We start from the raw sequence: 21,634 nt of genomic DNA on the forward strand, positions 1-21,634 counted from the left end.
GGCGCCCTACGCCCAGCGCCCCCGCTTCGCCTCCATCGCCGCCTTGCCCTGCGCGCCCCGCTTCTTCCACTCCTTCCGAATCTCCGCACGGAGCCGCGCGTCCGTCTTCGCCACGATCCGCTGGTTCTCCCGGATCAGCTTCCGGTAGCTCTCCAGCCGCCGCTCGGCCAGCTCACCGGAGTCGATCGCGGCGAGCACCGCGCACCCCGGCTCGCTCTCGTGCGCGCAGTCGTGGAAGCGGCACCGCCGGGCCAGTTCCTCGATCTCGGAGAAGACCTGCCCGACGCCGGTCTCGGCGTCCCACAGACCCACCCCCCTGAGGCCGGGGGTGTCGATCAGCACGCCCCCGCCGGGCAGGGCGAGAAGGTTGCGGGTCGTGGTCGTGTGACGGCCCTTGCCGTCCGCGTCCCGCGCCGCCTGCACCGCCATCACGTCCTCGCCGACGAGGACGTTCGCCAGGGTCGACTTCCCCGCGCCGGACTGCCCGAGCAGCACGGTCGTACCGCCGGAGACGGTCGCGACGAGCACGTCGAGCCCCTCCCCGTCGAGCGCGCTGACGGTGAGCACCGGAACCCCCGGTGCCGTCGTCTCCACGTCCCGCACGAGATGCGAGAGGGTGACCGGGTCCGGCACGAGGTCGGCCTTGGTGAGGACGACCACGGGCTGCGCGCCGGACTCCCAGGCGAGAGCCAGGAACCGTTCGATGCGGCCGAGGTCGAGTTCGACGGCCAGCGAGACGGCGACGATCGCGTGGTCGACGTTGGCCGCGAGGATCTGCCCCTCGGACCGCTTGGAGGAGGTGGAGCGCACGAAGGCGGTACGGCGCGGCAGATACGTCCGTACGTACCGCGGATTGCCCGCGGGCTCCACGACGGCCCAGTCACCGGTGCACAGCACCCGCATCGGGTCGTTCGGGGTGACGAAGGCGGTGTCGGCCCGCAGCATCCCGTCGGCGGTGACGACGTCGCACTGCCCGCGGTCGACCCGGACCACGCGTCCGGGCAGCAGCCCCTCGGGCTCGTAGGGGGCGAACTGATCCGCCCATGCCTCGTCCCAGCCGTAGGGAGCGAGAGCGGAGAAAACATGAGAGGTGGAGCTGGAAGTCAAGGGAGACCCTTCACAAGGGTGGCCCCGGCACAAGGAGTTGGTGTCAGCCGACGGCCACGGAGGTGGACTTGATGAACTGGATGCGGGCAGCGCTCGTCGCAAAGACAGCCATCGGTCGACACCTCCTTCGTTCCTCGCTCGTGGGGCAGGGCAGCGGTGAGCCGCCGTGCGAAGCGCTCTCACCTTAGAGGCGCCGAGGTCGGAGGCGCCACCGGTTTTCCGGACCCTGGTTTTCCGAACCCGGTTTTCCCGGACCCGGTTTTCCGGCCCCCGGTTTCCGCGCGCCCGTCTCACTCGAACAGCCCGGTGCGCTGGTCGTACGGCAGGAGCGGTTGTGGCATGGAGACCGACCCCCACCTCCAGGAGACCTCGTGATGACCCACCGTCCGTCCCGTCCGTGCCGTCCCCTGCGTGTCCTCGCCCCGGCCCTGGCGGCCGGGGTCCTGCTGACGACCGCCTCGTGTTCGGACGGTGACGACAGCGGCCCGGCCCGCGCGGACACCTCGGAGATCTCCTCCTCACCGCTCGCGCAGGAGTCCCCCGCCCCGCTCACCCCCGCCGGGGCGCGGGCCGCGCTGGTGACCGAGGCGGACCTGGAGGACGACTGGACGCAGGTCAAGAACGCGGCGACCTGGCGCGACAGCCTGCTCGTCGGCAAGGTGGACGTCGACGACTTCCTCACCGGCAAGGCGGACGCGGCCGACTGCCAGAAGCTGCTCGACCGGCTCTACACCGGTGATCTCCTGGGCAAGCCGTCCGGGGCGTCCGCGCTCACCGGCTTCGAGGAGGGCGAGTCCCGGCTGCTGTACCAGGTGGCGGCCTACGCCAAGGCAGGTCTGGACACCTCATTTGCCTGGTTGAAGAGCCTGCCGGTGACGTGTGACCAGTTCACGGCGACGGGCAGCTCCGGCGCCAAGCGCACGGTCCAGGTGACCGAGCGCTCCCTGCCGAAGGAGGGCGACGCCCGGCAGGGACTGCGGGTCACGGTCCAGGGCACCTCCGGCGGCGCGCCCACCACCCTCACCCTCGAGGTCGCGGCCCTGCGGGTGGGCGCGGACGCGATCACCGTCACCAACGGCGGACTCGACGGAGCCGATGGCGACAGCACCGATCAGGCGGTGAAGCTGGGCACGGCACGGCTGAAGGACGTGCAGGCGGGCCGGACTCCGGCAGCCGACCCGAGCGAGATCGACTGACGGCCCGGTGGAGGGCCGTGGGGCCGTTCCTCCCGCGTTCCTCAGGGCCGCCGCCGAAAATGACAGGTGACAAGGCCTCTGACCTGCGCTTCTCGGGCCTCGCTGCGGGTGGCGGCCGCGTACGTCCAACCGCCCCGCGTCGGGGGGCTGAGACCACCAGCGCGGCGGGCCCCACGCGCCGGTTCCCTCAGACTTGGCTCACCTCGCGCGGCCAGGCGAGATCCTCCCAGGTGATCGAGGCGTCGAGCTGCTCCTTGGAGTGCCGGGCGACGCCCGACTCCCCGTCCCGGCTGCCGTGCGAGGCGGCCATCACGTCGTGCGCCACGTTGACCGCCCGGATGCCCGGGGGCACCGCCGACGTTGGTGGCCGCGGTGGCGACGTCCATATACCGACCGCGTCGGAGGTTGTTTACTCCTTTGGACGGTATTGGTGAACAACTTGCGCCCAGAAAGACTGCTCACAGTCGCCTCACGGCTACCGACCGCCCTGGGCTCACCCGTGGAGATCAAGGGCCACTGCCACTACCCGTCTTCGGAGTCCCGCCTTCAGGCGTATGCGCCACGTGCGTGACTACCGAACCAAAGCCGCCCCGCACATGACTTTCCTGCTTTCCGACAAGACATCCGTGTCAGAGGCATTTCCATGCCCATCGTTGAACTCCGCAGAGGAAACATCCACTCCCCGATGGCCGAGGAGGAGGCCACCTACCCCGTAAGCGTCGTTCTCTCGCTTCAGCGGGAGCAGACGGCGCCCCTGCTCCGCACCATGCGCAGTCAGCATGTGCTGCCCGCCCTGAGCCACAACTGGGGCTCCGCACAAGCCTACGGTGTCCTGCTGCGCCAGGCCGACACTCCTCTCACCGTCCTGGACGTGCCCGGTCCGCAGTGGATCGAGGGACTCGAGCAACGTGTGCACGCACTCAGCAACATCTCATCCGTGGTGGTGCTCGTACCCGACCGCACGGAGTCCGCAGGGCTTCTGTTGGCGGGCGCCGCCAACGTCATTCCCCGCGACACGCCTGTCAGGGAGCTCGCCAGCAGAATCGCCGCGGAACGGCGATGGCTGGACATGCGGCACTCACCGCACCGGCCTGCAGCGGATGCGCAGCAGTACCGCTCGCTGCGCCCATGGCAGTACACCCAGCAGGTACTGCTCGACATCCTCAGTTCCGCCTCGCGACCCTGGTGCTGCCACGATCTGTGCCTCCTGCTCGGCACAGCCCGGGAGCCGATGAGCCGTCGAGCTCTGCAGGCCAGGACCGCGCGGCTCAACGAGCGTCTCATGCCTTACGGGATGTCCCTGGACTACACCGCCCAATGGGGGCGCACGACATTCATGGGGCTCGTCAAGGGCCCAGGAATGGATCAACGTCGGCGGTGAAAACCTCGCGGTGAGCGCCGTCCGGTGGCGGCGGTACCCGGCCGCCGGCCGACCGCGGCACCACCAGCGCGCGCGACAGAGGGCTTCGGCTGGTGTCTTCCAGCCAGCCGTGACGTGTTCCCGTGCGGAACCCACCGAGAATTGTTTACTCCCTTGAACCGCAGTGGGAAGACAACTTTTTCTCTCCCAGACTGTGGGTGGCGGCGGTCCGAACCGGCACCGGCTGGGTCGCCATCCTGCACAGCACCGCGCAGCGGGTCACCTTTTCGCTGGTTTCCCGCTCGGAAATGGACAAAAGGAGAGTTCAAGTTCCTATGACACACGAATCGATGAACGAGCAGCGGGACTGGAGAGCGCGGCGCACTGTGATCGCCGGGCTGGCGTCCGCAGTGTTGGGCATGGGCATGATCGTGGCCCTTCCCGGTTCCTCCGTCGCCCAGACGCCCCCGCCGCCTCCGCCGGCTCCCGTCTCCGGCAGCCAGGCGCATCCGCAGCATTCTCCGGGCTACATGGACCCGGGCATCAGGCTGTGGGAGCAGATCGGCTGGCCGAACGTCGGCGACCCCCAGGGCAACCGGGAGTGGTGGCTCGCCGGCTCGTTCGTGACCCCCCGTGGACGTCACGTGCGTGAGTACCTCTTCACCGGCGGTCAGTACCTTGACCGGAACGGTTGGCTGCGCAGCTTCATGGACGCCGGGCACGCCGGACCGTCGAGCGTGCACGCCGGAGGCTACTTCCAGGAGTACAACACCACCGTGTACCACGTGCAGCAGAACGCCGGCCTCCCCAGGCGTGACGCCAACCGGATCGTCCGCAACGTCCGCACCGGTGACGTGTGGTGGACCGACGACCACTACGCCTCCTTCCACTACATGGGCCGGCACTGATGAACGAACGGGACTTATGGCCTGGCCAGTGGTCCCGGACGACTGAACGCAGGGAGGGCCGAACGTCTTCGGCCCTCCTTTGCCTTGGCACCGGGAGGCCGGCCGTCCGCTGTCCGGCGGCACCCCGCGCCGCATTCAGGCACTTGTGCTTGCCGGAGTGGATCTTCCGATTCGCCGTGCCGGTACGGCGCCGGGTCCGTATCGGGGCCTTCCCCGCGGGCAGGGCCCGCCACCGCGAACCGATCTTCGTGCGGTGGCCGCGTATCAAGGTGGCGAGCTAGTTCAGGGTGGCGCTCGACAGCGGCAGGCGGGCGCTGCGGACAAGGCCGTCAGGCCCTCGACGGGGCTGGTGCTGTTCTTCACCGGGCCGTTTGTGCATACGGCTACGATCGGCGGGCTTGGTCATCTTCGCCCGCAGCGGTTCCAGCTTCCCGCGCACCGCCGTCTCACGTCCCAGTTCCTCGCCCACCGTCCTTCGCGAGTTTGCCGGTTTGTGTATGCCCCGGCGCCGCAGATGGGCGCGGATCGCGTGAGGAGTACGCGCGGACGGCCAGAACGGCCAGGTCCTGCCCGGGCCAGAGCGGGGCACACGGATGCGGGACATCGCCCTTCGAAGGCGGTGCGTCATCTGCCTGGCCTGCGGTGACGGTGAAGGCGAGGGGCCGTGCGCGGCCGTCTGCCGCCAGGTGGATCTTGGTGCTCAGCCCGCCGCGCGAGAGTCCGAGCGCGTGATCAACGGGCTCGCCGGAGTGGGCCGCCCCTGTTCGAGTGCTCCGGCAGCATGCTGGTGAGCTCGGACGACCGTGGAGTCCACCGACACCGTCCAGTCGATGTCGTCATCGGCGTCCGCCGCTGCCGCCGCCCTTCGACCCGCGGGCGAGTGTCGTGAGTGCCACCAGGGCGGGGACCGGGCGAAGTGCCCGCCGGCCCAAGGCCGGCGGGCACTTCGGATCTCAGGGGTGCCGCCACGTGTCAGTGGCAGTCGCTCCACTTGTTGGCGCGCCCGTGGAGGATGAAGCGGAACTGCGGCTGGTTGCTGCTGTTGAGGACATTGGCCGTGCCGTCGTAGTAGTAGTCATGGTCCACGAGGGCCCTGTAACCGTAGCCGCCCCAGTTCTGGGAGCTGTGGTAGCCGTTGCCGTCCTTGATGGTGTTCCACGTGTAGCTGTCCAGCCAGAAGTGCGGGTTGACCCGCACCACGCGCTTGATGGGCCTCGCGCCGAACCATTCCGTCCTGCCGGACGGGACGCTCATGCCGACAGTGCGCGACCAGCCGACGGACTTGCCGTAGGACCACGAGTACGAGAACTCGGCACCACCGCCGACTTCGAACAGCTTGCCGAGCTTGCGGGTACCGGTGACTTCGCCGCCCACTGTCTTGGTGGTGGTCGTCGTGGTGGTGTAGCTCTGGGAGACGTTGTAGTTGAGCGGGCCACCTCTGTCGCAGTTGCTTGCCGGCTCGGACCAGGCTGTTTCGGCCCCCTCGTACGTCCAGGAGGACGACTGGGGGTAGTAGCAGTGGCCCTTGAGCTCCTTCCAGTCCGGGTTGAGGTAGGCCTTGGCCGCGCGAGCGCCGCCGATCCGGTCGAAGACCGGGGACTTGCCTTGGTAGCTCTTGTCGTGGAGCTCGTGCGTGACGGTGTTGTAGTACCAGACGCTCTGGCCGCTCCGGTTGGAGCCGTCCTGGCAGATGCTCGGGAGCAGGTTGTCCCAGTGGCCGTTGAGGTCCGTCTCGTTGGCCGCGCTCGCGGACGTGGCGGAGGCCAGGCTCAGGCCGCTGAACGCCAGGCTGCAGGCCGCGACGGTGAGCGACCACTTCTTGACAGGGGTGAGGACCATTTTCGAGTTCCTTCGCTCGTGAGACCAAACACGGGTGGGATCGAGCAGGTGGTGGTCAAGGGGGGGTGCGAGCGATCTTTCGCGACCGCGATTTGTTGAGCAACCCGGTTCAAGGGCGTAAACAAACAGGTCAGCGGCCCGTTCCCTGGAATCCGGCCCGTCGTGTCACGCGCGGGATCACGGGGGGCTGGAACGGCATACGTGTGCCCGGGCCGCCCGGCGACACGGCTGCACCAGTTGGACAGGTGTGCTTGGGCCGCGGTGAGGGTGGTGCCGGTGCGTGTGGAGGCCTGGGTGATGGCGTGGGAGGGGGTGATGGGGTACCGCTGGAGCGGGGTGTGGTCGCTGGTCGCTGGTCGCGTGGAGGGTGGCGCTGTCGGAGCCGAAGGCGAGGGAGCACTGTGCGGGCAGGGCCGGGAGGGAACCGATGCCGAAGATCGTCGACCATGAAGCGCGCCGAGCCGACCTGGCCCGAGCACTGTGGCCGGTGGTGCAACGCGACGGAGTGAACCCCGCATCAATCCGTGCGGTGGCCGCCGAAGCGGGATGGACCTATGGCTCGGTCGCCCACTACTTCAGGACCCGGGACGAGATGCTCCTCTTCGCCTACCGGCTCGCCTTCAGCCGCGAGCGAGAGCACTTTCCCATCGGGAACGATCAGCTCAACGCGCATCTGGCTCGCCTTCACGGGACGCGTGGCAGATGATCCGTCGCTCGCGGAGTCTGTCCGTCAAGAACACGATCTCTTCCACGACGACCTGCGCGTACTCGTCGAAGAGGCGTTCATCTGCTGACCAGTGTGACGTCAGACGCTGCTCCTCGTGACAGGGGCGCGAGGCGGGCCCTTGACGCAACGCCGGGCCGGGGTTCCGCAGCCGATGCAGGACGCCGACGCCTCGGCCATTTCCGTGGCACTTGCGCTTGGAAACCGATCGGTTTACTGTGCTGGAAACCGGCCGGTTTCCCACTGTGTCTCCGCCGGACCGTACCCCCCCCCGTCCCCCTCAGCGGTTCACACACCAGGAGTCGGCGAGATGCCCCGTCAGGACGCACGTCCCACCATCACCATCCCCGGGACCACCACCCACACCCTCGCCCCCCGCGCAGGGCGCAACAGCCACGAGGGCACGCTGCGCTACCTCAAGGCCGGCACCGGCGCCCCGCTGGTCCTGCTGCACACCGTGCGCACCCAGGCCGAGCACTACCGCTCCCTCATCCCGCTGATCGCCGACCAGTACACGGTGTACGCCCTCGACCTCCCGGGGATGGGCTACTCCGAGATCGTGCCCGGGGCGTCCTACGACGAGCCGGCGATGCGCGCGGGCGTCGAACGGCTCCTCACTGAACTCGACCTCACCGACGTGACGCTGGTCGGGGAGTCCATGGGCGCGGTCCTCGCCCTGACCACCGCGGCCGATCTCCCCGAGCGCGTGCGACGCGTGGTCGCGGTGAACACGTACGACTTCGCCGGCGGGATCGCCCGCTCCAGCCTCCTCGCCCGCGTCGTGGTCAGCGGCGTCCTCGCCCCCGGAGTGGGCCCCGTGATCGCCGGAGTGGAACCCAAACCCGCCCTCACCAAGATCCTCCAGGGCGGCCTGGGCGACAAGAGCGCCCTGCGCGAGGACTACGTGGACGAACTGCTCCAGGTGGGACGCCGTCCCGGCTACCCGACCGTCGCCCGGGCCGTGTACCAGGCCCTGCCCAGCCTCATCGCGGCCCGCTCCCGCTACCCCGAGGTCAAGGCCCCCATCCACCTCGTCTACGGCGAGAAGGACTGGTCCCGCCCCTCGGACCGGGAGGCCAACAAGAAGCTGCTGCCCACCGCCCACTTCACCCAGGTACGAGGAGCGGGCCACTTCATCGCACTGGAACGGCCCGACATCCTGGCCGACCTGCTGAACACGGTGGCGTAACCGCGTCCTCGCCGGCGACATCTCGCGGCAGGTCAAGGCGGGACCGGTCCTCGACCTGGCGGGGCGATACCCCCAGCCGGCGAAGTAGCTCCCCCGCACCCCGGCGAGAGCCCGGACTGCACACCACCGATGTCACTGCCCCCGACCGAATCCGCATCACCCCTCACGTCAAGGAGACGACGCGATGCCCGGCCTCGATTCACGTCCCACGATTCAGATCAAGGGAACCACCAGCCACACCCTCGCCCCGCGCGCGGGACACCACAGCCACGAAGGCGCGCTGCGCTACCTCAAAACCGGCACCGGCGCCCCCCTGGTCCTGCTGCACACTCTGCGGACGCAGGCGGAGCACTTCCGCTTCCTCATTCCGCTGCTCGCGGACCGGTACACGGTGTACGCCCTCGATCTGCCGGGGATGGGCTACTCCGAGATCGTGCCCGGGGCGTCGTACGACGAGCCCGCGCTGCGTACGGGCGTCGAGCGACTCCTGACCGACCTCGACCTGCACGACGTGACGCTGGTCGGGGAATCGTTGGGGGCGGTGCTCGCCCTGACCACCGCGGCCGACCTGCCGGAGCGGGTCCGGCGTGTCGTCGCGGTGAACCCGTACGACTACCGCGACGGCATCGCCCGGTCCGGCGTCCTCGCTCGCGTGGTGATCAGCGGGATCATCGCTCCCGGGGTGGGCAAGTTGATCGCCCAGCAGGAGCCCAAGCCCGTCCTGCGCAGAATCCTGCAGGGTGGGGTGGGCGACAAGGCCGCCTTCCGAGAGGACTACCTCGACGAGCTCCTGCGGTCAGGCAGGCGTCCCGGCTTCCCGACCGTTGCCCGCGCTCTGTACCGGAACATGCCCAGCCTCATCGCCGCCCGCTCCCGCTACCCCGAGGTCAAAGCCCCCGTCCACCTCGTCTACGGCGAGAAGGACTGGTCCCGCCCCTCGGACCGGGAGGCCAACAAGAAGCTGCTGCCCGCCGCCGACTTCACCCAGGTGCCAGGAGCGGACCACTTCATCGCACTGGAGAGGCCGGAGATAGTGGCCGACCTGCTGAACTCGATGGCCTGACCTCCGAAGCGCCGTGGTCAGCAGGGTCGGGTGCACGGCCGTGCGGCTGCTGCCGAACAGGATGGCGTCGATCTCGACCGTTCCGGCCGTGGGCATCGCGGGGAACGCGAACTCGCACTGTTCGTCGAGGTCGATGAAGAAGAACGGCCTCTGGGCCCGTTGAGCAGGACTTGGGCGACGTGGTGGATGCCGTTCGGGCCGGGCTGTTCCCGACCTCAGAAGTATGTGACATAGTACTGGCGTGACCAAGCGACTGACCTGCGATGTCGTGGTCGTCGGTGCCGGGATGGTGGGCGCGGCCTGCGCCCTGTACGCCGCCCGGGCGGGCCTCGACGTGATCGTCGTCGACCGCGGCCCGGTGGCAGGCGGCACGACCGGCGCCGGCGAGGGCAATCTCCTGGTCTCCGACAAGGAACCGGGGCCCGAGCTCGAACTCGCCCTGCTCTCCGGCCGGTTGTGGGCCGACCTGGCGCAGGAGGTCGGCGACGCGATCGAGTACGAGTTCAAGGGCGGCGTGGTCGTCGCCTCCACCCCGGAAGGCCTCGTGGCGCTGGAGGGGTTCGCGAGCGGGCAACGAGCCGCGGGGGTCGAGGCGGTGCGGGTGGGCGCGGACGAACTCCGCGATCTGGAGCCCCACCTGGCGCCCGGACTCGCGGGCGGTGTGCTGTACCCCCAGGACGCGCAGGTGATGCCGACACTGGCCGCCGCTCATCTCCTACGGGCCTCGGGTGCGCGCCTGTTGACCGGCGCGGCGGTGACCGAGGTGCTGCGTGGCGCCGGCGGTGCCGTGCGCGGGGTGCGGACCGGCCGGGGCGAGATCCACGCGCCGCACGTCGTCAACGCCGCCGGGACCTGGGGCGGTGAGCTGGCCGCGCTGGCGGGTGCGGGCCTCCCCGTGCTCCCCCGGCGCGGTTTCGTCCTCGTCACCGAGCCGCTCCCCCGTCTGGTCCGCCACAAGGTGTACGCCGCCGACTACGTGGCCGACGTGGCCAGCGACTCGGCGGCCCTGCAGACCTCGCCGGTCGTCGAGGGGACGGCGGCGGGGCCCGTCCTGATCGGCGCGACCCGTGAACGGGTGGGATTCGACCGGTCGTTGTCACTGCCGGCGCTGCGTGCGCTGGCGGCGGGCGCGACCCGGCTGTTCCCGTTCCTGGAGCGGGTGCACGCGATGCGGACGTACCTGGGCTTCCGGCCGTACATGCCCGACCACCTGCCCGCGATCGGCCCCGACCCGCGGGTGCCGGGACTCCTCCATGCGTGCGGGCACGAGGGCGCGGGCATCGGACTGTCCACCGGGACGGGGCAGTTGATCGCCCAGGTGCTGGCCGGGCAGGCCCCGTCTCTCGATCTCGCCCCCTTCCGTCCCGACCGTTTCCCCCCGCCCGGGTCTTCGCCCGCCACCTCGCCCCACTCCCGGGAGGCCTCGTGAATCCGCTGGAGCTGGTGCGCGCCGAGCCCGGCCCCGCGTTCACCGTCACCCTCGACGGGCGGGAGATCGAGGCCCTGCCCGGCCAGACCGTCGCCGCCGCGCTGTGGTCGGCCGGGATCACGTCCTGGCGCACCACCCGGGGCGAGGGCCGCCCGCGCGGGATCTTCTGCGGTATCGGCGTCTGCTTCGACTGCCTGGTGACCGTCAACGACCGTCCCAACCAACGGGCTTGCCTGCTGCCCCTGCGGCCGGGCGACACGATCCGCACACAGGAGGGGACGGGCCGCCATGAGTGAACCGAGCCTGGCGGTGATCGGCGCGGGCCCGGCCGGGCTCGCGGCCACCCTCGCGGCGGCCGCCCGGGGCATCCACGTCACACTGATCGACGCGGCCGCCGAGGCGGGCGGACAGTTCTACCGGCAGCCCGCGCCGGGACTCGGGGCCCGTCGCCCGCAGGCACTGCACCATCAGTGGCGCACCTGGGAGCGACTGCGGGACGGACTGCGCACTCACGTACAGGCGGGTTCCGTACGGCATTTGACGGACCATCATGTCTGGTTCGCCGAGCGCCGGGGCACGGCCGGGCTCACCGTGCACGCCCTCATCGGCCCCGGGCAGGAGGCTCCGGCCGAGGTGCGCGCCGACGCGGTCCTCCTCGCCACCGGCGGCTACGAGAAGGTGCTGCCCTTCCCCGGCTGGACCCTGCCGGGCGTCATCACGGCGGGCGGGGCGCAGGCCATGCTCAAGGGCGGGCTCGTGCTGCCCGGCCGTACCGCTGTCGTCGCCGGGACCGGGCCGCTGCTGCTGCCCGTCGCCACCGGACTCGCCGCGGCGGGCGCGACGGTCGCGGCGCTGGTCGACTCGGCCGACCCGACGTCGTTCGTACGGCGTTCCCGGGCGCTGGCAGGCCGGCCGGAGAAGGTGGCCGAAGGCGCCCGGTACGCGGGGCAGTTGCTCCGGCACCGGGTGCGTACGCTGCTCCACCACACCGTCGTGGAGGCGCTCGGCACCGAGAGGCTGGAGGCGGTGACGATCGCGGCCTTGGACCGGGACGGACGGGTGCGCCCGGAGACCCGGCGGCGCCTCGGCTGCGACACCCTCGCCGTGGGCCACGGCATGCTGCCGCACACCGACCTCGCCGACGCGCTGGGCTGCCGGGTCGACGGGACGGACGTGTACGTCGACGACGAGCAGCGCACCGACGTGCCGGGCGTGTGGGCGGCGGGCGAGACCACCGGCATCGGCGGTGCCGCCCTCTCACTCGCCGAGGGGCACATCGCCGGACGGTCGATCGCGGCGCGGCTGGCAGGGCGGACGCCGGACCCGGGCGAGTGGGCGGCCGCCGCACGGACCCGGAGCGCACTGCGGGCCTTCTTCGCCGCCGTCGAGTCCGTGTACGCGCCGCCCGCGCACTGGACCGAGCAGGTCACCGACGAGACGGTGGTGTGCCGCTGCGAGGAGGTGCCGGCCGGTGCGGTGCGGGAGGCGGTGCGCGAGCTGGGGGCCGGTGATCTGCGGACCGTGAAGCTGCTGACGCGGGCCGGGATGGGCTGGTGCCAGGGCCGGGTGTGCGGGCCCGGGGTGGCCGGAGTCGCCGGGTGCGCGGAAGCGCCGGGGCGCAGGCCGATCGCGCGGCCGGTGCCGCTGGGCGTGCTGGCGCGGGCCGGGGAGTCCGGGGAGTCCGGGGAGTCCGGGGAGTCCGGGCAGGCTTAGTGCAATGTCACACTCTATGGAGAGGATCCGTATGACCACCACCGACCTCCGCCCGTGGCGCGGTGTGCTCGTCGCCACCGCGCTCCCGTTGCGCGACGACCTGTCCGTGAACTACGACAAGTACGCCGAGCACTGCGCCTGGCTGGTCGAGAACGGCTGCGACGGTGTCGTACCGAACGGCTCGCTGGGCGAGTACCAGGTGCTCACGCCCGAGGAGCGGGCCAGGGTCGTGGAGACGGCCGTGGCCGCGATCGGCGGTGAGCGGGTGATGCCGGGGGTGGCCGCGTACGGCTCGGCGGAGTCCCGCCGCTGGGCCGAGCAGGCGCGTGACGCGGGCTGTGCGTCCGTGATGCTGCTGCCGCCCAACGCCTACCGTGCCGACGAGCGGTCGGTGCTCGCGCACTACGCCGAGGTCGCGAAGGCGGGCGTGCCGGTCGTGGCGTACAACAACCCCATCGACACCAAGGTCGACCTGGTGCCGGAGCTGCTGGCCAAGCTGCACGCCGAAGGGTTCGTCCGCGCGGTCAAGGAGTTCTCCGGTGACGTCCGCCGCGCCTACCAGCTGGCCGAACTCGCCCCGGAGCTCGACCTGTTGATCGGCGCCGACGACGTCCTGCTGGAGCTGGCGCTCGCGGGCGCGAAGGGCTGGGTGGCCGGTTACCCGAACGCGCTGCCGAGGTCCAGCGTCGAGCTGTACCGGGCGGCCGTGAGCGGCGACCTCGCCACCGCGAAGAAGCTGTACGAGCAGCTGCACCCGTTGCTGCGCTGGGACTCCAAGGTCGAGTTCGTGCAGGCGATCAAGTTGTCGATGGACGTCGTGGGCCGCCACGGCGGGAGGTGCCGTCCGCCGCGGGTCCCGCTGCTGCCCGAGCAGGAGGCCGTCGTGCGGGCCGCCACCGAGAAGGCGCTCGCGGCCGGACTCGCCTGAGCCTCGAACCGTCCCCCCGATCACCAGGAGCGTCATGCGCAGCACACTCGTCCTGCACGCCGTCGACTCGCACACCGAGGGCATGCCCACCCGCGTGATCACCGGCGGGATCGGCACCATCCCGGGCGCCACCATGAACGAGCGGCGGCTGTACTTCCGTGAGCACCGCGACGACGTCAAGCAGCTGCTGATGAACGAGCCGCGCGGGCACTCGGCGATGAGCGGGGCGATCCTCCAGCCGCCGACCCGTCCGGACTGCGACTGGGGTGTCGTCTACATCGAGGTCTCGGGCTATCTGCCGATGTGCGGGCACGGCACGATCGGGGTGGCGACCGTGCTGGTGGAGACCGGCATGGTCGAGGTCGTCGAGCCGGTCACCACGATCCGGCTCGACACCCCGGCGGGGCTGGTCGTCGCGGAGGTCGCGGTGGAGGACGGCCGGGCGAAGAACGTCACGCTGCGGAACGTGCCGTCCTTCGCCGTGGCCCTGGACCGCACGATCGCACTGGCCGACGGGCGGACGGTGACATACGACATGGCGTACGGCGGCAACTTCTACGCCATCCTGCCGCTGGAGGAGTTCGGGCTGCCCTTCGACCGGGCCCTCAAGGACGACATCCTGAAGGCGGGGCTGTCCCTCATGGCGGCGATCAACGCCGAGGAGGAGCCCGTCCACCCGGAGGATCCGTCCATCCGGGGCTGCCATCACGTCCATCTGATCGCACCGGGCGCCACCGCCCGGCACTCCCGGCACGCGATGGCCATCCACCCCGGCTGGTTCGACCGCTCCCCCTGCGGCACCGGCACCAGTGCGCGCATGGCCCAGTTGCACGCCCGCGGTGAACTCCCGCTGCACACCGAGTTCGTGAACGAGTCCTTCATCGGGACGCGGTTCACCGGCCGGCTCCTCGGCACCACGGAGGTGGCGGGCCGCCCCGCAGTGCTGCCCAGCTTCACCGGGCGCGCGTGGATCACCGGCACGGCCCAGTACCTGCTCGACCCGACCGATCCGTTCCCGGCGGGATTCGTCCTCTGAGCGCTGTGCCGGTCGAGGATAATGCCGGGTACCGCGTGACATTGCACCACGTGACATTGCACCACTAGGAGATGCCTCTCATGGCCGCCCAGCGACTCAGCACCCCCGCTCTGCCCGTCCTCGGCGGCAAGAAGAGCAGCTACCGGGAGCGGGTCGCCGACGCGCTGCGGGCCGCGCTGATCGCGGGCGAACTGCTGCCGGGGCAGGTGTACTCGGCGCCCGCGCTCGCCGCCCGCTTCGGTGTGTCGGCCACACCCGTGCGCGAGGCCATGCTCGACCTCGTCAAGGAGGGCCTGGTCGACACCGTCCCCAACAAGGGGTTCCGGGTCACGGCGGTCTCCGACGAGCAGCTCGACGAGTACACCCACATCCGCTCGCTCATCGAGATCCCCACCACCGTGGAACTGGCCTCGACCGCCGACCCGGTCTCCCTGGAGGCGCTGCGTCCGGCCGCCCGGGAGATCGTCCAGGCGGCGGTGTCCGGTGACCTCATCGCGTACGTCGAGGCCGACACCCGCTTCCATCTCGGCCTGCTCGCCCTCGCGGGCAACGCCCACCTGGTGGCGGTGGTCGGTGACCTCCGCAAGCGGTCACGGCTGTACGGCCTCACTCCGCTGGTGAAGTCCGGCCGTCTGCTGGCCTCCGCCGAGGAGCACCTCGAACTCCTCGACGCGTTGGCCGCCCGCGACGAGGAGGCGGTGCGGGAGGTGATGACCCGGCACATCGGTCATGTGCGGGGGCTGTGGGCGGCGCCGTAGTTCAGGACTTGGCGCACTCCCGTCCGTTGAGGGAGAAGTCGTACGCCGGGGCGTTCTTGCCCTGCCAGGAGGCGAGGAAGCCGAGGGAGAGCGAACCGTTCGCGGGGACCGACTTGTTGTAGTCGGCGGCGCTCGCGGTGACCTTCGCGCCGGTCTGGGTGAAGTCCGCGTCCCACATCTGTGTCACCTTCTGGCCGTCCTTGAAGGACCAGGTGACCTGCCAGTCGCCGACGGCCTCGGTGGTGGTGACGGTGACCTCGGCCTGGAAACCGTCGGGCCACTGGTTGACGAGGGAGTACTCGACCCGGCAGGTCGGTGTGACGCTCTCGCTGGGCTCCGGTCCCTCCGCGCCGGCGGAGGAGGTGCCCTGGGGCTCCGGGTCGGACTTCTTCGTCCCCGCGGAGGCGGACGGGTTCCCCGTGGGTGTTCCGGAGGGCTTCGCCGAGCCGGGCGCCCGCGAAGTGACGGCGGGGAAGGAGGAGGTGGGGTTGGCCACCGGCTCGCCCTCGGTGGAGACGCCGGGCTTCGCGGCGCCGTTCTTCATGTCGTCGCCGGGCATCATCGAGACGGCGAGAGCGAGCAGGGAGACCAGGACAGCGGCGACGAGCAGCCCGTTGCGCACGACCTTCGCCTTGTGCGCGCCGGGGTCGGGGGGTCCGCTCTCCAGGGCGAGGGGGCGTCCGGCACCGAGGCGTACCTCGGCGGCCCGGCGGCGGCGCTCCAGATAGGCGAGCCCGCCCCAGCCGATCACTCCGCCCGCGAGGGCCGCGGGCAGCCCGCCACCGTGCAGCCGCAGACAGGCGGCGGCCTCCGCGCACTGCCGGCATCGCGCGAGATGGCGGGAGAGGTCGCCGGGGGTGTCACCGGAGGTGGAGCGGGTGACGGCGTCCAGCAGCCGGGCGTAGCTGCGGCACTGGGCGTCCATCGGCATGTCGAGATGGTTGCGGTGGCTGCGGTCCCGGAACAGGCGGCGCACCTGGGCGAGTTCGTCGCCGACGGTGGCCGGGTCGAGGCCGAGCCTGCGGGCCACTGTGGGCAGCGGGAGGGCCTCCACCTCGGCGAGCCACAGCAGTTCGGCGTCCGCCGCCTGCAGATCGCGCAGTCCGCGCAGGGCGATGGGGCGCTGGAGCGGCGGGCCGGTGTAGCGGGCGGCTTTGTCGGAGTTGAGCCACAGCCGCAGGTCGGGGTCGAGCCGGTGGCCCTGGCCCCGCCTCTCCCACTCCGCCGCGGTGGTGCGAACGGCGGTCAGCAGCAGGGGTATTCGGGGCAGCAGGGCCGCACGGCGGCCTCCGCCGCGGACGGCGGCCTCCGCGTCCCGGGCCTCGTGCATGCCCAGGGAGAATGCCTCCGTGGCCAGTTCCGTGGCGGCGGTGGAGCCGGCCGTGCACAGATCGGCGTACGACAGCACGGCATCCCAGCACTCGGAGAACAGCGCGGCCTCGGCGGCGTCCTGGGGGGTCGGCAGGTCGGGCATGGGTCTCCTGCATCGAAAGCGAGGTCAACTCGCCATACTGGCAAAGGAGTTGGGGGGAACCTCGCGGCAGGACAGGAGCCTTTCACGTCTCCCACACAACTGACAAGCAAGCTATTCAAATCGGTTACCGATGGTTCGGTCCACTCCCCCACGGCACACCACTGCGCGGAGTCACGTCCTCTTCTACGGACCGGAAGCGGGAACGTATCAATTCCGCCACACAGGAACCAGCCATCGTGGTCAATGCGCTCGCCGAAGGACAAGCCGGAAACCGCAGGAGCCGCCCGGGGTCGGCGGCCGCGCGGACCTGACCTCGGGCGGCTCCGAAGTGCCGCGCTCTCCCTGCTCCGACGGGTCAGACCTCGACCGGCTCCGGAGCCGCCGGAAGGCTGTCCATGAAGGAGCTCACCGAGAAGACGGCGCGGCCGGGGCCGGGCGGGCCGTAGCCGGGGGGCGAGGAGAGGCCGAAGTCCTCCATGGTCTGGCGGTAGGCCTGGAGCAGCCGGATGTGGTACTCCAGCGGCGCGCCCTGCGGGTTGGCCTTGCCGAGCGGGGTCGTCGGCTCCGGGCACCAGGTGGTGAAGCGCGGCGTGATGCCGTGCGACATGAAGAAACGCAGGCCCTCGGTGGTGGACGCGATGGCCTCGTCGACCGTCTTGAAGCCGAAGGGCTCCGCCATCTCGACGCCCGCGACGAAGTTGGGGATCACGTTGCGCGGGCCGAACACCTCCGCCGAGTCCAGGATGCGCTTGTGCCACACGTCCCGGCCGACGTACCGCTCCTTGCCCGGGCAGTACATCTTGAAGAGGTACTCGTCCCACACCTCGTAGTTGGGGTGGTAGATCTGCACGCCGTAGTCCTTGAACCGCTGCACGTCGTCCTTGGGCAGCGCCTGCGCGACGACCTTGCCGATCCAGCGGCCCGGGAAGCGCTCCTCGATGGCCTTGGCGTAGAGACCGTAGAAGTCGGCCTCGTCACGGCCCTGGAGCTTCGAGGTGATCGCGCCGCCGGTGAGCGTGTAGGCGGTGGAGATCTTGTCGGTGTCGTACCGGTTGATGATCTCGAGCGCCTCCAGGACCTCGTCCACGTCCTTGACGCCCGTGTACGGCCGCCCGGCCGCCTTGTGCTGGCGCCAGTTGTGGTTGATGTCGCAGTACTGGCACTCCTCCTTGGCGCCGAAGTACTGGCACACCCGGAAGACGGTCAGATAGATCAGGTAGCCCCACTGGATGGTCGGGGCGACCTCCATGACGGACTTCCCGCTGGAGAGCTTGTGCTTGTAGTACTCCGGCATCGGCGGCACACCGACGTCGGCGATCCGCTTGCCGTCGAGGTAGAGCCCGAGCATGCCGGAGTCATCGGCTGCCACGCGGTACGGCGAGGCGGGGTTCACCCGCACCGACACCACGGTCCGCCTCAGGTCGTACGGCCCGCCGGTGAGGATGATCTCCTCCGGTGGCCTGCGCAGCGCGGCCTCGCCCAGCTCCGGCAGGGTGCCGTGGTCGAAGGAGAAGATGAAGTACGACTTCGGCTTCACCTCACCCGACTCGTTGTCGCTGAGGGCGGACGGGTCGAAGGCCACGCCACCTCGCAGCAGGTCCTCCTTGAAGACGGCTTCCCGCGGTACCTGCGGAAACCGCTCCATCAGATCCTCGACCAGCGCGGTACGGCTGCCCATCCCGTGTCTCCTCCCGGCTCAGACGTACGACCGACTCCTCACGGTATGCCCTCGCACCGACATCAACCGTGCCGGGTCCCCTCACGGCGTGCGATATGGGCCGGTACGGGCGTTTCCGGGGGCAGTATCGGGTCGGGAACCGGCGCGCCCCACACCGAGGTGAGCGGAAGCACACCCGCCCACAGCCCCAGCTCGGCGTCGGGTCCGTCCCCGTCGTCGGGCGCGCCGGTGCGGATCTTGACGGAGGCCTCGTCGAGGCGGAGGGCGAGCAGGGTGGTGGCCGCGAGCTCCTTCCGGCTCGGCCGGCGGGCGTACGACCACTGTCCGGGCGTGGCGTGTTCGGTCAGCCGACGCAGCCCCGCCAGCTTCTCCTCGGGGTCGGTCACCTTGCGGGCCTCGCCGTGGATCATGGCGCTGCGGTAGTTGACGCCGTGTTCGAAGACGGAGCGCGCGAGGACCAGCCCGTCGACGTGCGTGACGGTGACGCAGACCGGCGTACCGCCCGCGAGACTGCGGCTGGCCACGGAGCCGTGCAGAAGAAGCTGCCGCTCGTCCCGCCCGTACACGGTGGGCACGACCAGCGGGCGCCCCTCCACCACCACGCCCAGGTGACAGACGAACCCGGCGTCGAGGATCGCCTCCAGGTCCGCCCGGTCCAGGCTGCCCTGCTCGCGCAGACGCCGGTGACGGGTGAGGTCGGTCTGCGGAAGGGATGCGGGGAGGCGTTCGGGGTGGGGTTCGGGGCTCATGACCACGCAGGCTACCTACGCCTTCGCGTCACGCCCCGCGCTCCAGTGTCTCGAACGCCACCGGGTACGCCACCCCTCCCCCGGACACCACCCGCTCCGCCTCCTCCACCACCGCCAGGCCCAGCCGCGCCAGTTCGTTGCCCTGGGACCCGGCGAGGTGCGGGGTGACGAAGGCGCCCGGCAGGTCGTGCAGGGGCGAGTCGGCGGGCAGCGGCTCCGGGTCGGTGACGTCGAGGACCGCGCTCAGGCGGCCGGTGCGCAGTTCGTCCACGAGGGCGTCCGTGTCGACCAGGCTCCCGCGCGCGGTGTTGATCAGCACCCCTCCGTCCGGCATGAGCGCCAGCTCGCGGCGGCCGATCAGGTGCCGGGTCTCAGGGGTCTCCGGGGCGTGCACGGTCACGATCTCCGAGCCGCGCAGGAGGTCGTCCAGCGGCAGCAGGGGCACGCCCAGCTCCAGCGCGCCCACCTCGTCGACGTACGGGTCGGTCAGGCTCACCGCGAGGTCGAACGGCCGCAGCAGCTCGATCACCTTGCGCCCGATCCGTGACGCCCCGATCACGCCGACCCGCCGCCCGTGGTTGCCGATCCCGGGCACGACCCCCCAGCCGGGAGAGGCCCGCTCGGTGCGCAGCCGCTCGCGGCGCACGAAGACGTCCTTCCCGGCTAGGAGGATCGCGGCCAGCGTGTACTCGGCGACGGGCACCGCGTTGGCCTCGGCGGCCGAGGAGACGGCGATCCCGCGCCGCCAGATCTCGGGGCCGGCGAAGCCCTTGACCGAACCCGCCGAGTGCAGGACCGCCCGGAGTCTCGGGGCCGCGTCCAGGACCGCAGCGTCCAGGCGGGGGCAGCCCCAGCCGGTGACGAGGATCTCGGTGTGGGCCAGGACGTCCTTGAGCGCCGGGTCGGTGAGGTCCTCGGCCACCAGCGCGGGATCGATGTCCACGGACTCCCGCAGGCGCGCCAGCACCGGGGGCGGGAAGACGAGCGGCACGTTCTCGGCGGTCATGGCGAACAGCGCCTGGGGTCGCTCGGGCAAGGTGGTGATCCTCCAGACCTGCCGAAAGGTTGTAGAAACCGTTCTCTACGGTAGGCCCCGACAAATGAGAGGGTCAACGCATACGCACTCCCGGGAGGAACGACGGACATGTCGGAGACGATCACGAACTGGGCGGGGAACATCACCTACTCCGCCAAGGAGCTGCACCGGCCGTATTCGCTGGACAGCGTCAGGGCCTTGGTCGCGGACAGCGCGCGGGTGCGGGTGCTGGGCAGCGGGCACTCCTTCAACGAGATCGCCGAGCCGGGCCCCGAGGGTGTCCTGCTGTCGATCGCCGACCTGCCGCCGGTGGTCGACGTGGACGGCACGGCCCGTACGGTACGGGTCTCGGGCGGCGTCCGGTACGCCGAACTGGCCGGCGCGGTGTACGCCCACGGCCTGGCGCTGCCCAACATGGCGTCGCTGCCGCACATCTCGGTGGCCGGGTCGGTCGCGACCGGCACCCACGGCTCGGGCGTGGGCAACGGCCCGCTCTCGTCGGCCGTGCGCGAGGTGGAGCTGGTCACGGCGGACGGCTCGGTGCTGACCATCGGCCGGGACGACCCGCGTTTCGGCGGCGCGGTCACCTCGCTGGGCGCGCTCGGTGTGGTCACCGCGCTCACCCTGGACCTCGTGCCGTCCTTCGACGTGGAGCAGTACGTCTTCACCGAACTCCCCCTCGCGGGGCTGGACTCGGCGGTCTTCGAGACGGTCATGTCGACGGCGTACAGCGTCAGCCTGTTCACCGACTGGCGTGCGCAGGGCTTCCGGCAGGTCTGGGTCAAGCGGCGGACGGACCAGCCGCTCGCCGACTTCCCGTGGGCCGCGCCCGCGACCGAGAAGATGCACCCGGTGCCGGGGATGCCCGCGGTCAACTGCACCGAGCAGTTCGGGGTGCCGGGGCCCTGGCACGACCGACTGCCGCACTTCCGGGCCGAGTTCACGCCGAGCAGCGGATCGGAACTCCAGTCGGAATACCTCCTGCCGCGCGAGCACGCGGTCGAGGCGCTGCACGCGGTGGACGCCGTCCGGGAGACGGTCGCCGGGGTGCTCCAGATCTGCGAGGTGCGGACCGTGGCCGCCGACGAGCAGTGGCTGAGTCCCTCCTACGGCCGGGACACCGTCGCCCTGCACTTCACCTGGATCGAGGACACCGCGGCCGTCCTTCCGGTGGTGCGCCGGCTGGAGGAGGCACTGGAGCCCTTCGACGCCCGGCCGCACTGGGGGAAGGTGTTCACCACGCCCGCCGAGATCCTGCGCGAGCGCTACCCGAGGCTCGGCGACTTCCGGAAGCTGGCGCGTGAGCTGGACCCCGAGGCAAAATTCGCCAACGCCTTCGTCCGGGCCGTACTCACCGACTGACTTTATAAAGCCCCTTTCCTAACCCCTTGTACAAAGTCCACCGCAGCCCATAGCCTTGCGCCGCGCCGGTGCCACTGTCGTCCCG

The 21,634-nt window shown here is 70.7% G+C and carries 20 protein-coding genes and 1 pseudogene; 13 read left to right on the top strand and 8 right to left on the bottom strand.

Annotation, left to right across the window (positions count from 1 at the left end):
* Window positions 1-6 precede the first annotated feature (6 nt).
* On the bottom strand, window positions 7-1,107 hold the full coding sequence (gene rsgA / locus ACFYZ8_RS22065) for a ribosome small subunit-dependent GTPase A (RefSeq protein ID WP_359028663.1): 1,101 nt from the start codon (window positions 1,105-1,107) through the stop codon (window positions 7-9).
* Between the two features lie 374 nt (window positions 1,108-1,481).
* On the opposite strand from rsgA, the gene ACFYZ8_RS22070 reads away from it, so the two are divergent.
* Window positions 1,482-2,303, top strand: coding sequence for a hypothetical protein (locus tag ACFYZ8_RS22070; RefSeq protein WP_388536884.1), 822 nt, complete (start codon window positions 1,482-1,484; stop codon window positions 2,301-2,303).
* A gap of 187 nt (window positions 2,304-2,490) precedes the next feature.
* On the opposite strand, the gene ACFYZ8_RS22075 is transcribed toward ACFYZ8_RS22070, so the two are convergent.
* A complete protein-coding gene (locus tag ACFYZ8_RS22075; RefSeq protein WP_388536886.1) occupies window positions 2,491-2,655 on the bottom strand; it encodes a hypothetical protein in 165 nt (54 codons plus the stop codon).
* Window positions 2,656-2,988: 333 nt separating this feature from the next.
* On the opposite strand from ACFYZ8_RS22075, the gene ACFYZ8_RS22080 reads away from it, so the two are divergent.
* On the top strand, window positions 2,989-3,684 hold the full coding sequence (locus tag ACFYZ8_RS22080; protein ID WP_388536888.1) for a hypothetical protein: 696 nt from the start codon (window positions 2,989-2,991) through the stop codon (window positions 3,682-3,684).
* Between the two features lie 314 nt (window positions 3,685-3,998).
* Entirely contained in the window at window positions 3,999-4,571 is a 573-nt protein-coding gene (locus tag ACFYZ8_RS22085) for a ribonuclease domain-containing protein (protein WP_359028666.1), read from the top strand.
* A gap of 496 nt (window positions 4,572-5,067) precedes the next feature.
* Here the strand turns inward: ACFYZ8_RS22085 and ACFYZ8_RS22090 are convergent.
* Both ACFYZ8_RS22090 and ACFYZ8_RS22095 read right to left on the bottom strand, forming a co-directional pair.
* Window positions 5,068-5,296 (bottom strand): annotated as a pseudogene (locus tag ACFYZ8_RS22090) (IS5/IS1182 family transposase); the annotation flags it as partial.
* Between the two features lie 247 nt (window positions 5,297-5,543).
* A complete protein-coding gene (locus ACFYZ8_RS22095; protein WP_359028667.1) occupies window positions 5,544-6,410 on the bottom strand; it encodes a hypothetical protein in 867 nt (288 codons plus the stop codon).
* 427 nt (window positions 6,411-6,837) lie between these two features.
* Between ACFYZ8_RS22095 and ACFYZ8_RS22100 the strand changes: the two genes are divergently transcribed.
* The 9 genes from ACFYZ8_RS22100 to ACFYZ8_RS22140 all read left to right on the top strand — a co-directional run bounded on the left by ACFYZ8_RS22100 (window position 6,838) and on the right by ACFYZ8_RS22140 (window position 15,250).
* A complete protein-coding gene (locus tag ACFYZ8_RS22100) occupies window positions 6,838-7,116 on the top strand; it encodes a TetR/AcrR family transcriptional regulator (RefSeq protein ID WP_388536891.1) in 279 nt (92 codons plus the stop codon).
* A 328-nt stretch (window positions 7,117-7,444) separates the two neighbouring features.
* Window positions 7,445-8,323 carry an alpha/beta fold hydrolase gene (locus ACFYZ8_RS22105; RefSeq protein ID WP_388536895.1) on the top strand — a complete coding sequence of 293 codons (879 nt, stop codon included), beginning with the start codon at window positions 7,445-7,447 and terminating at the stop codon, window positions 8,321-8,323.
* Window positions 8,324-8,507: 184 nt separating this feature from the next.
* Entirely contained in the window at window positions 8,508-9,386 is an 879-nt protein-coding gene (locus ACFYZ8_RS22110) for an alpha/beta hydrolase (protein ID WP_359028670.1), read from the top strand.
* A 241-nt stretch (window positions 9,387-9,627) separates the two neighbouring features.
* Window positions 9,628-10,815: an NAD(P)/FAD-dependent oxidoreductase gene (locus ACFYZ8_RS22115; protein ID WP_388536897.1), complete on the top strand. Its 1,188-nt coding sequence runs from the start codon at window positions 9,628-9,630 to the stop codon at window positions 10,813-10,815.
* Entirely contained in the window at window positions 10,812-11,111 is a 300-nt protein-coding gene (locus ACFYZ8_RS22120) for a (2Fe-2S)-binding protein (protein WP_359028721.1), read from the top strand. The genes ACFYZ8_RS22115 and ACFYZ8_RS22120 overlap by 4 nt, the downstream gene beginning before the upstream one ends.
* On the top strand, window positions 11,104-12,528 hold the full coding sequence (locus tag ACFYZ8_RS22125) for an FAD-dependent oxidoreductase (RefSeq protein WP_388536900.1): 1,425 nt from the start codon (window positions 11,104-11,106) through the stop codon (window positions 12,526-12,528). The genes ACFYZ8_RS22120 and ACFYZ8_RS22125 overlap by 8 nt, the downstream gene beginning before the upstream one ends.
* Window positions 12,529-12,559: 31 nt before the next feature.
* Window positions 12,560-13,456, top strand: a complete 897-nt coding sequence (locus tag ACFYZ8_RS22130) for a dihydrodipicolinate synthase family protein (RefSeq protein ID WP_388536902.1) — start codon at window positions 12,560-12,562, stop codon at window positions 13,454-13,456.
* A 34-nt stretch (window positions 13,457-13,490) separates the two neighbouring features.
* Complete coding sequence (locus ACFYZ8_RS22135) at window positions 13,491-14,492, top strand: proline racemase family protein (protein ID WP_388536904.1); 1,002 nt, start codon at window positions 13,491-13,493, stop codon at window positions 14,490-14,492.
* 80 nt (window positions 14,493-14,572) lie between these two features.
* Window positions 14,573-15,250: a GntR family transcriptional regulator gene (locus ACFYZ8_RS22140; RefSeq protein ID WP_359028725.1), complete on the top strand. Its 678-nt coding sequence runs from the start codon at window positions 14,573-14,575 to the stop codon at window positions 15,248-15,250.
* Between the two features lies 1 nt (window position 15,251).
* Here ACFYZ8_RS22140 and ACFYZ8_RS22145 read toward each other — a convergent pair whose 3' ends face one another.
* The 4 genes from ACFYZ8_RS22145 to ACFYZ8_RS22160 all read right to left on the bottom strand — a co-directional run bounded on the left by ACFYZ8_RS22145 (window position 15,252) and on the right by ACFYZ8_RS22160 (window position 20,187).
* Window positions 15,252-16,724, bottom strand: coding sequence for a cellulose-binding domain-containing protein (locus ACFYZ8_RS22145; RefSeq protein ID WP_359028726.1), 1,473 nt, complete (start codon window positions 16,722-16,724; stop codon window positions 15,252-15,254).
* A gap of 355 nt (window positions 16,725-17,079) precedes the next feature.
* The gene (locus tag ACFYZ8_RS22150; RefSeq protein WP_359028727.1) at window positions 17,080-18,402 is read right to left on the bottom strand and encodes a radical SAM protein; all 1,323 of its coding nucleotides are present in this window, start codon (window positions 18,400-18,402) and stop codon (window positions 17,080-17,082) included.
* Window positions 18,403-18,464: 62 nt separating this feature from the next.
* Window positions 18,465-19,151, bottom strand: coding sequence for a pyridoxamine 5'-phosphate oxidase family protein (locus ACFYZ8_RS22155; RefSeq protein WP_359028728.1), 687 nt, complete (start codon window positions 19,149-19,151; stop codon window positions 18,465-18,467).
* A 28-nt stretch (window positions 19,152-19,179) separates the two neighbouring features.
* The gene (locus tag ACFYZ8_RS22160) at window positions 19,180-20,187 is read right to left on the bottom strand and encodes a hydroxyacid dehydrogenase (RefSeq protein ID WP_388536907.1); all 1,008 of its coding nucleotides are present in this window, start codon (window positions 20,185-20,187) and stop codon (window positions 19,180-19,182) included.
* A 108-nt stretch (window positions 20,188-20,295) separates the two neighbouring features.
* Here ACFYZ8_RS22160 and ACFYZ8_RS22165 point away from each other — a divergent pair, with 108 nt between their 5' ends.
* A complete protein-coding gene (locus ACFYZ8_RS22165) occupies window positions 20,296-21,549 on the top strand; it encodes a D-arabinono-1,4-lactone oxidase (RefSeq protein ID WP_388536909.1) in 1,254 nt (417 codons plus the stop codon).
* The last annotated feature ends 85 nt before the right edge of the window (window positions 21,550-21,634 follow it).

It is taken from the genome of Streptomyces sp. NPDC001668 (assembly GCF_042893155.1).
GTDB lineage: Bacteria > Actinomycetota > Actinomycetes > Streptomycetales > Streptomycetaceae > Streptomyces.

Excerpts from the sequence above, each read along its gene's own strand:
- ACFYZ8_RS22150 (WP_359028727.1), bottom strand. The coding sequence starts at position 18,402 with ATGGGCAGCCGTACCGCGCTGGTCGAGGATCTGATGGAGCGGTTTCCG.
- ACFYZ8_RS22145 (WP_359028726.1), bottom strand. The coding sequence starts at position 16,724 with ATGCCCGACCTGCCGACCCCCCAGGACGCCGCCGAGGCCGCGCTGTTC.
- ACFYZ8_RS22070 (WP_388536884.1), top strand. The coding sequence starts at position 1,482 with ATGACCCACCGTCCGTCCCGTCCGTGCCGTCCCCTGCGTGTCCTCGCC.
- ACFYZ8_RS22155 (WP_359028728.1), bottom strand. The coding sequence starts at position 19,151 with ATGAGCCCCGAACCCCACCCCGAACGCCTCCCCGCATCCCTTCCGCAG.
- ACFYZ8_RS22140 (WP_359028725.1), top strand. The coding sequence starts at position 14,573 with ATGGCCGCCCAGCGACTCAGCACCCCCGCTCTGCCCGTCCTCGGCGGC.
- ACFYZ8_RS22135 (WP_388536904.1), top strand. The coding sequence starts at position 13,491 with ATGCGCAGCACACTCGTCCTGCACGCCGTCGACTCGCACACCGAGGGC.
- ACFYZ8_RS22080 (WP_388536888.1), top strand. The coding sequence starts at position 2,989 with ATGGCCGAGGAGGAGGCCACCTACCCCGTAAGCGTCGTTCTCTCGCTT.
- ACFYZ8_RS22130 (WP_388536902.1), top strand. The coding sequence starts at position 12,560 with ATGACCACCACCGACCTCCGCCCGTGGCGCGGTGTGCTCGTCGCCACC.
- ACFYZ8_RS22095 (WP_359028667.1), bottom strand. The coding sequence starts at position 6,410 with ATGGTCCTCACCCCTGTCAAGAAGTGGTCGCTCACCGTCGCGGCCTGC.
- ACFYZ8_RS22085 (WP_359028666.1), top strand. The coding sequence starts at position 3,999 with ATGACACACGAATCGATGAACGAGCAGCGGGACTGGAGAGCGCGGCGC.
- ACFYZ8_RS22105 (WP_388536895.1), top strand. The coding sequence starts at position 7,445 with ATGCCCCGTCAGGACGCACGTCCCACCATCACCATCCCCGGGACCACC.
- ACFYZ8_RS22110 (WP_359028670.1), top strand. The coding sequence starts at position 8,508 with ATGCCCGGCCTCGATTCACGTCCCACGATTCAGATCAAGGGAACCACC.
- ACFYZ8_RS22100 (WP_388536891.1), top strand. The coding sequence starts at position 6,838 with ATGCCGAAGATCGTCGACCATGAAGCGCGCCGAGCCGACCTGGCCCGA.
- ACFYZ8_RS22165 (WP_388536909.1), top strand. The coding sequence starts at position 20,296 with ATGTCGGAGACGATCACGAACTGGGCGGGGAACATCACCTACTCCGCC.
- ACFYZ8_RS22125 (WP_388536900.1), top strand. The coding sequence starts at position 11,104 with ATGAGTGAACCGAGCCTGGCGGTGATCGGCGCGGGCCCGGCCGGGCTC.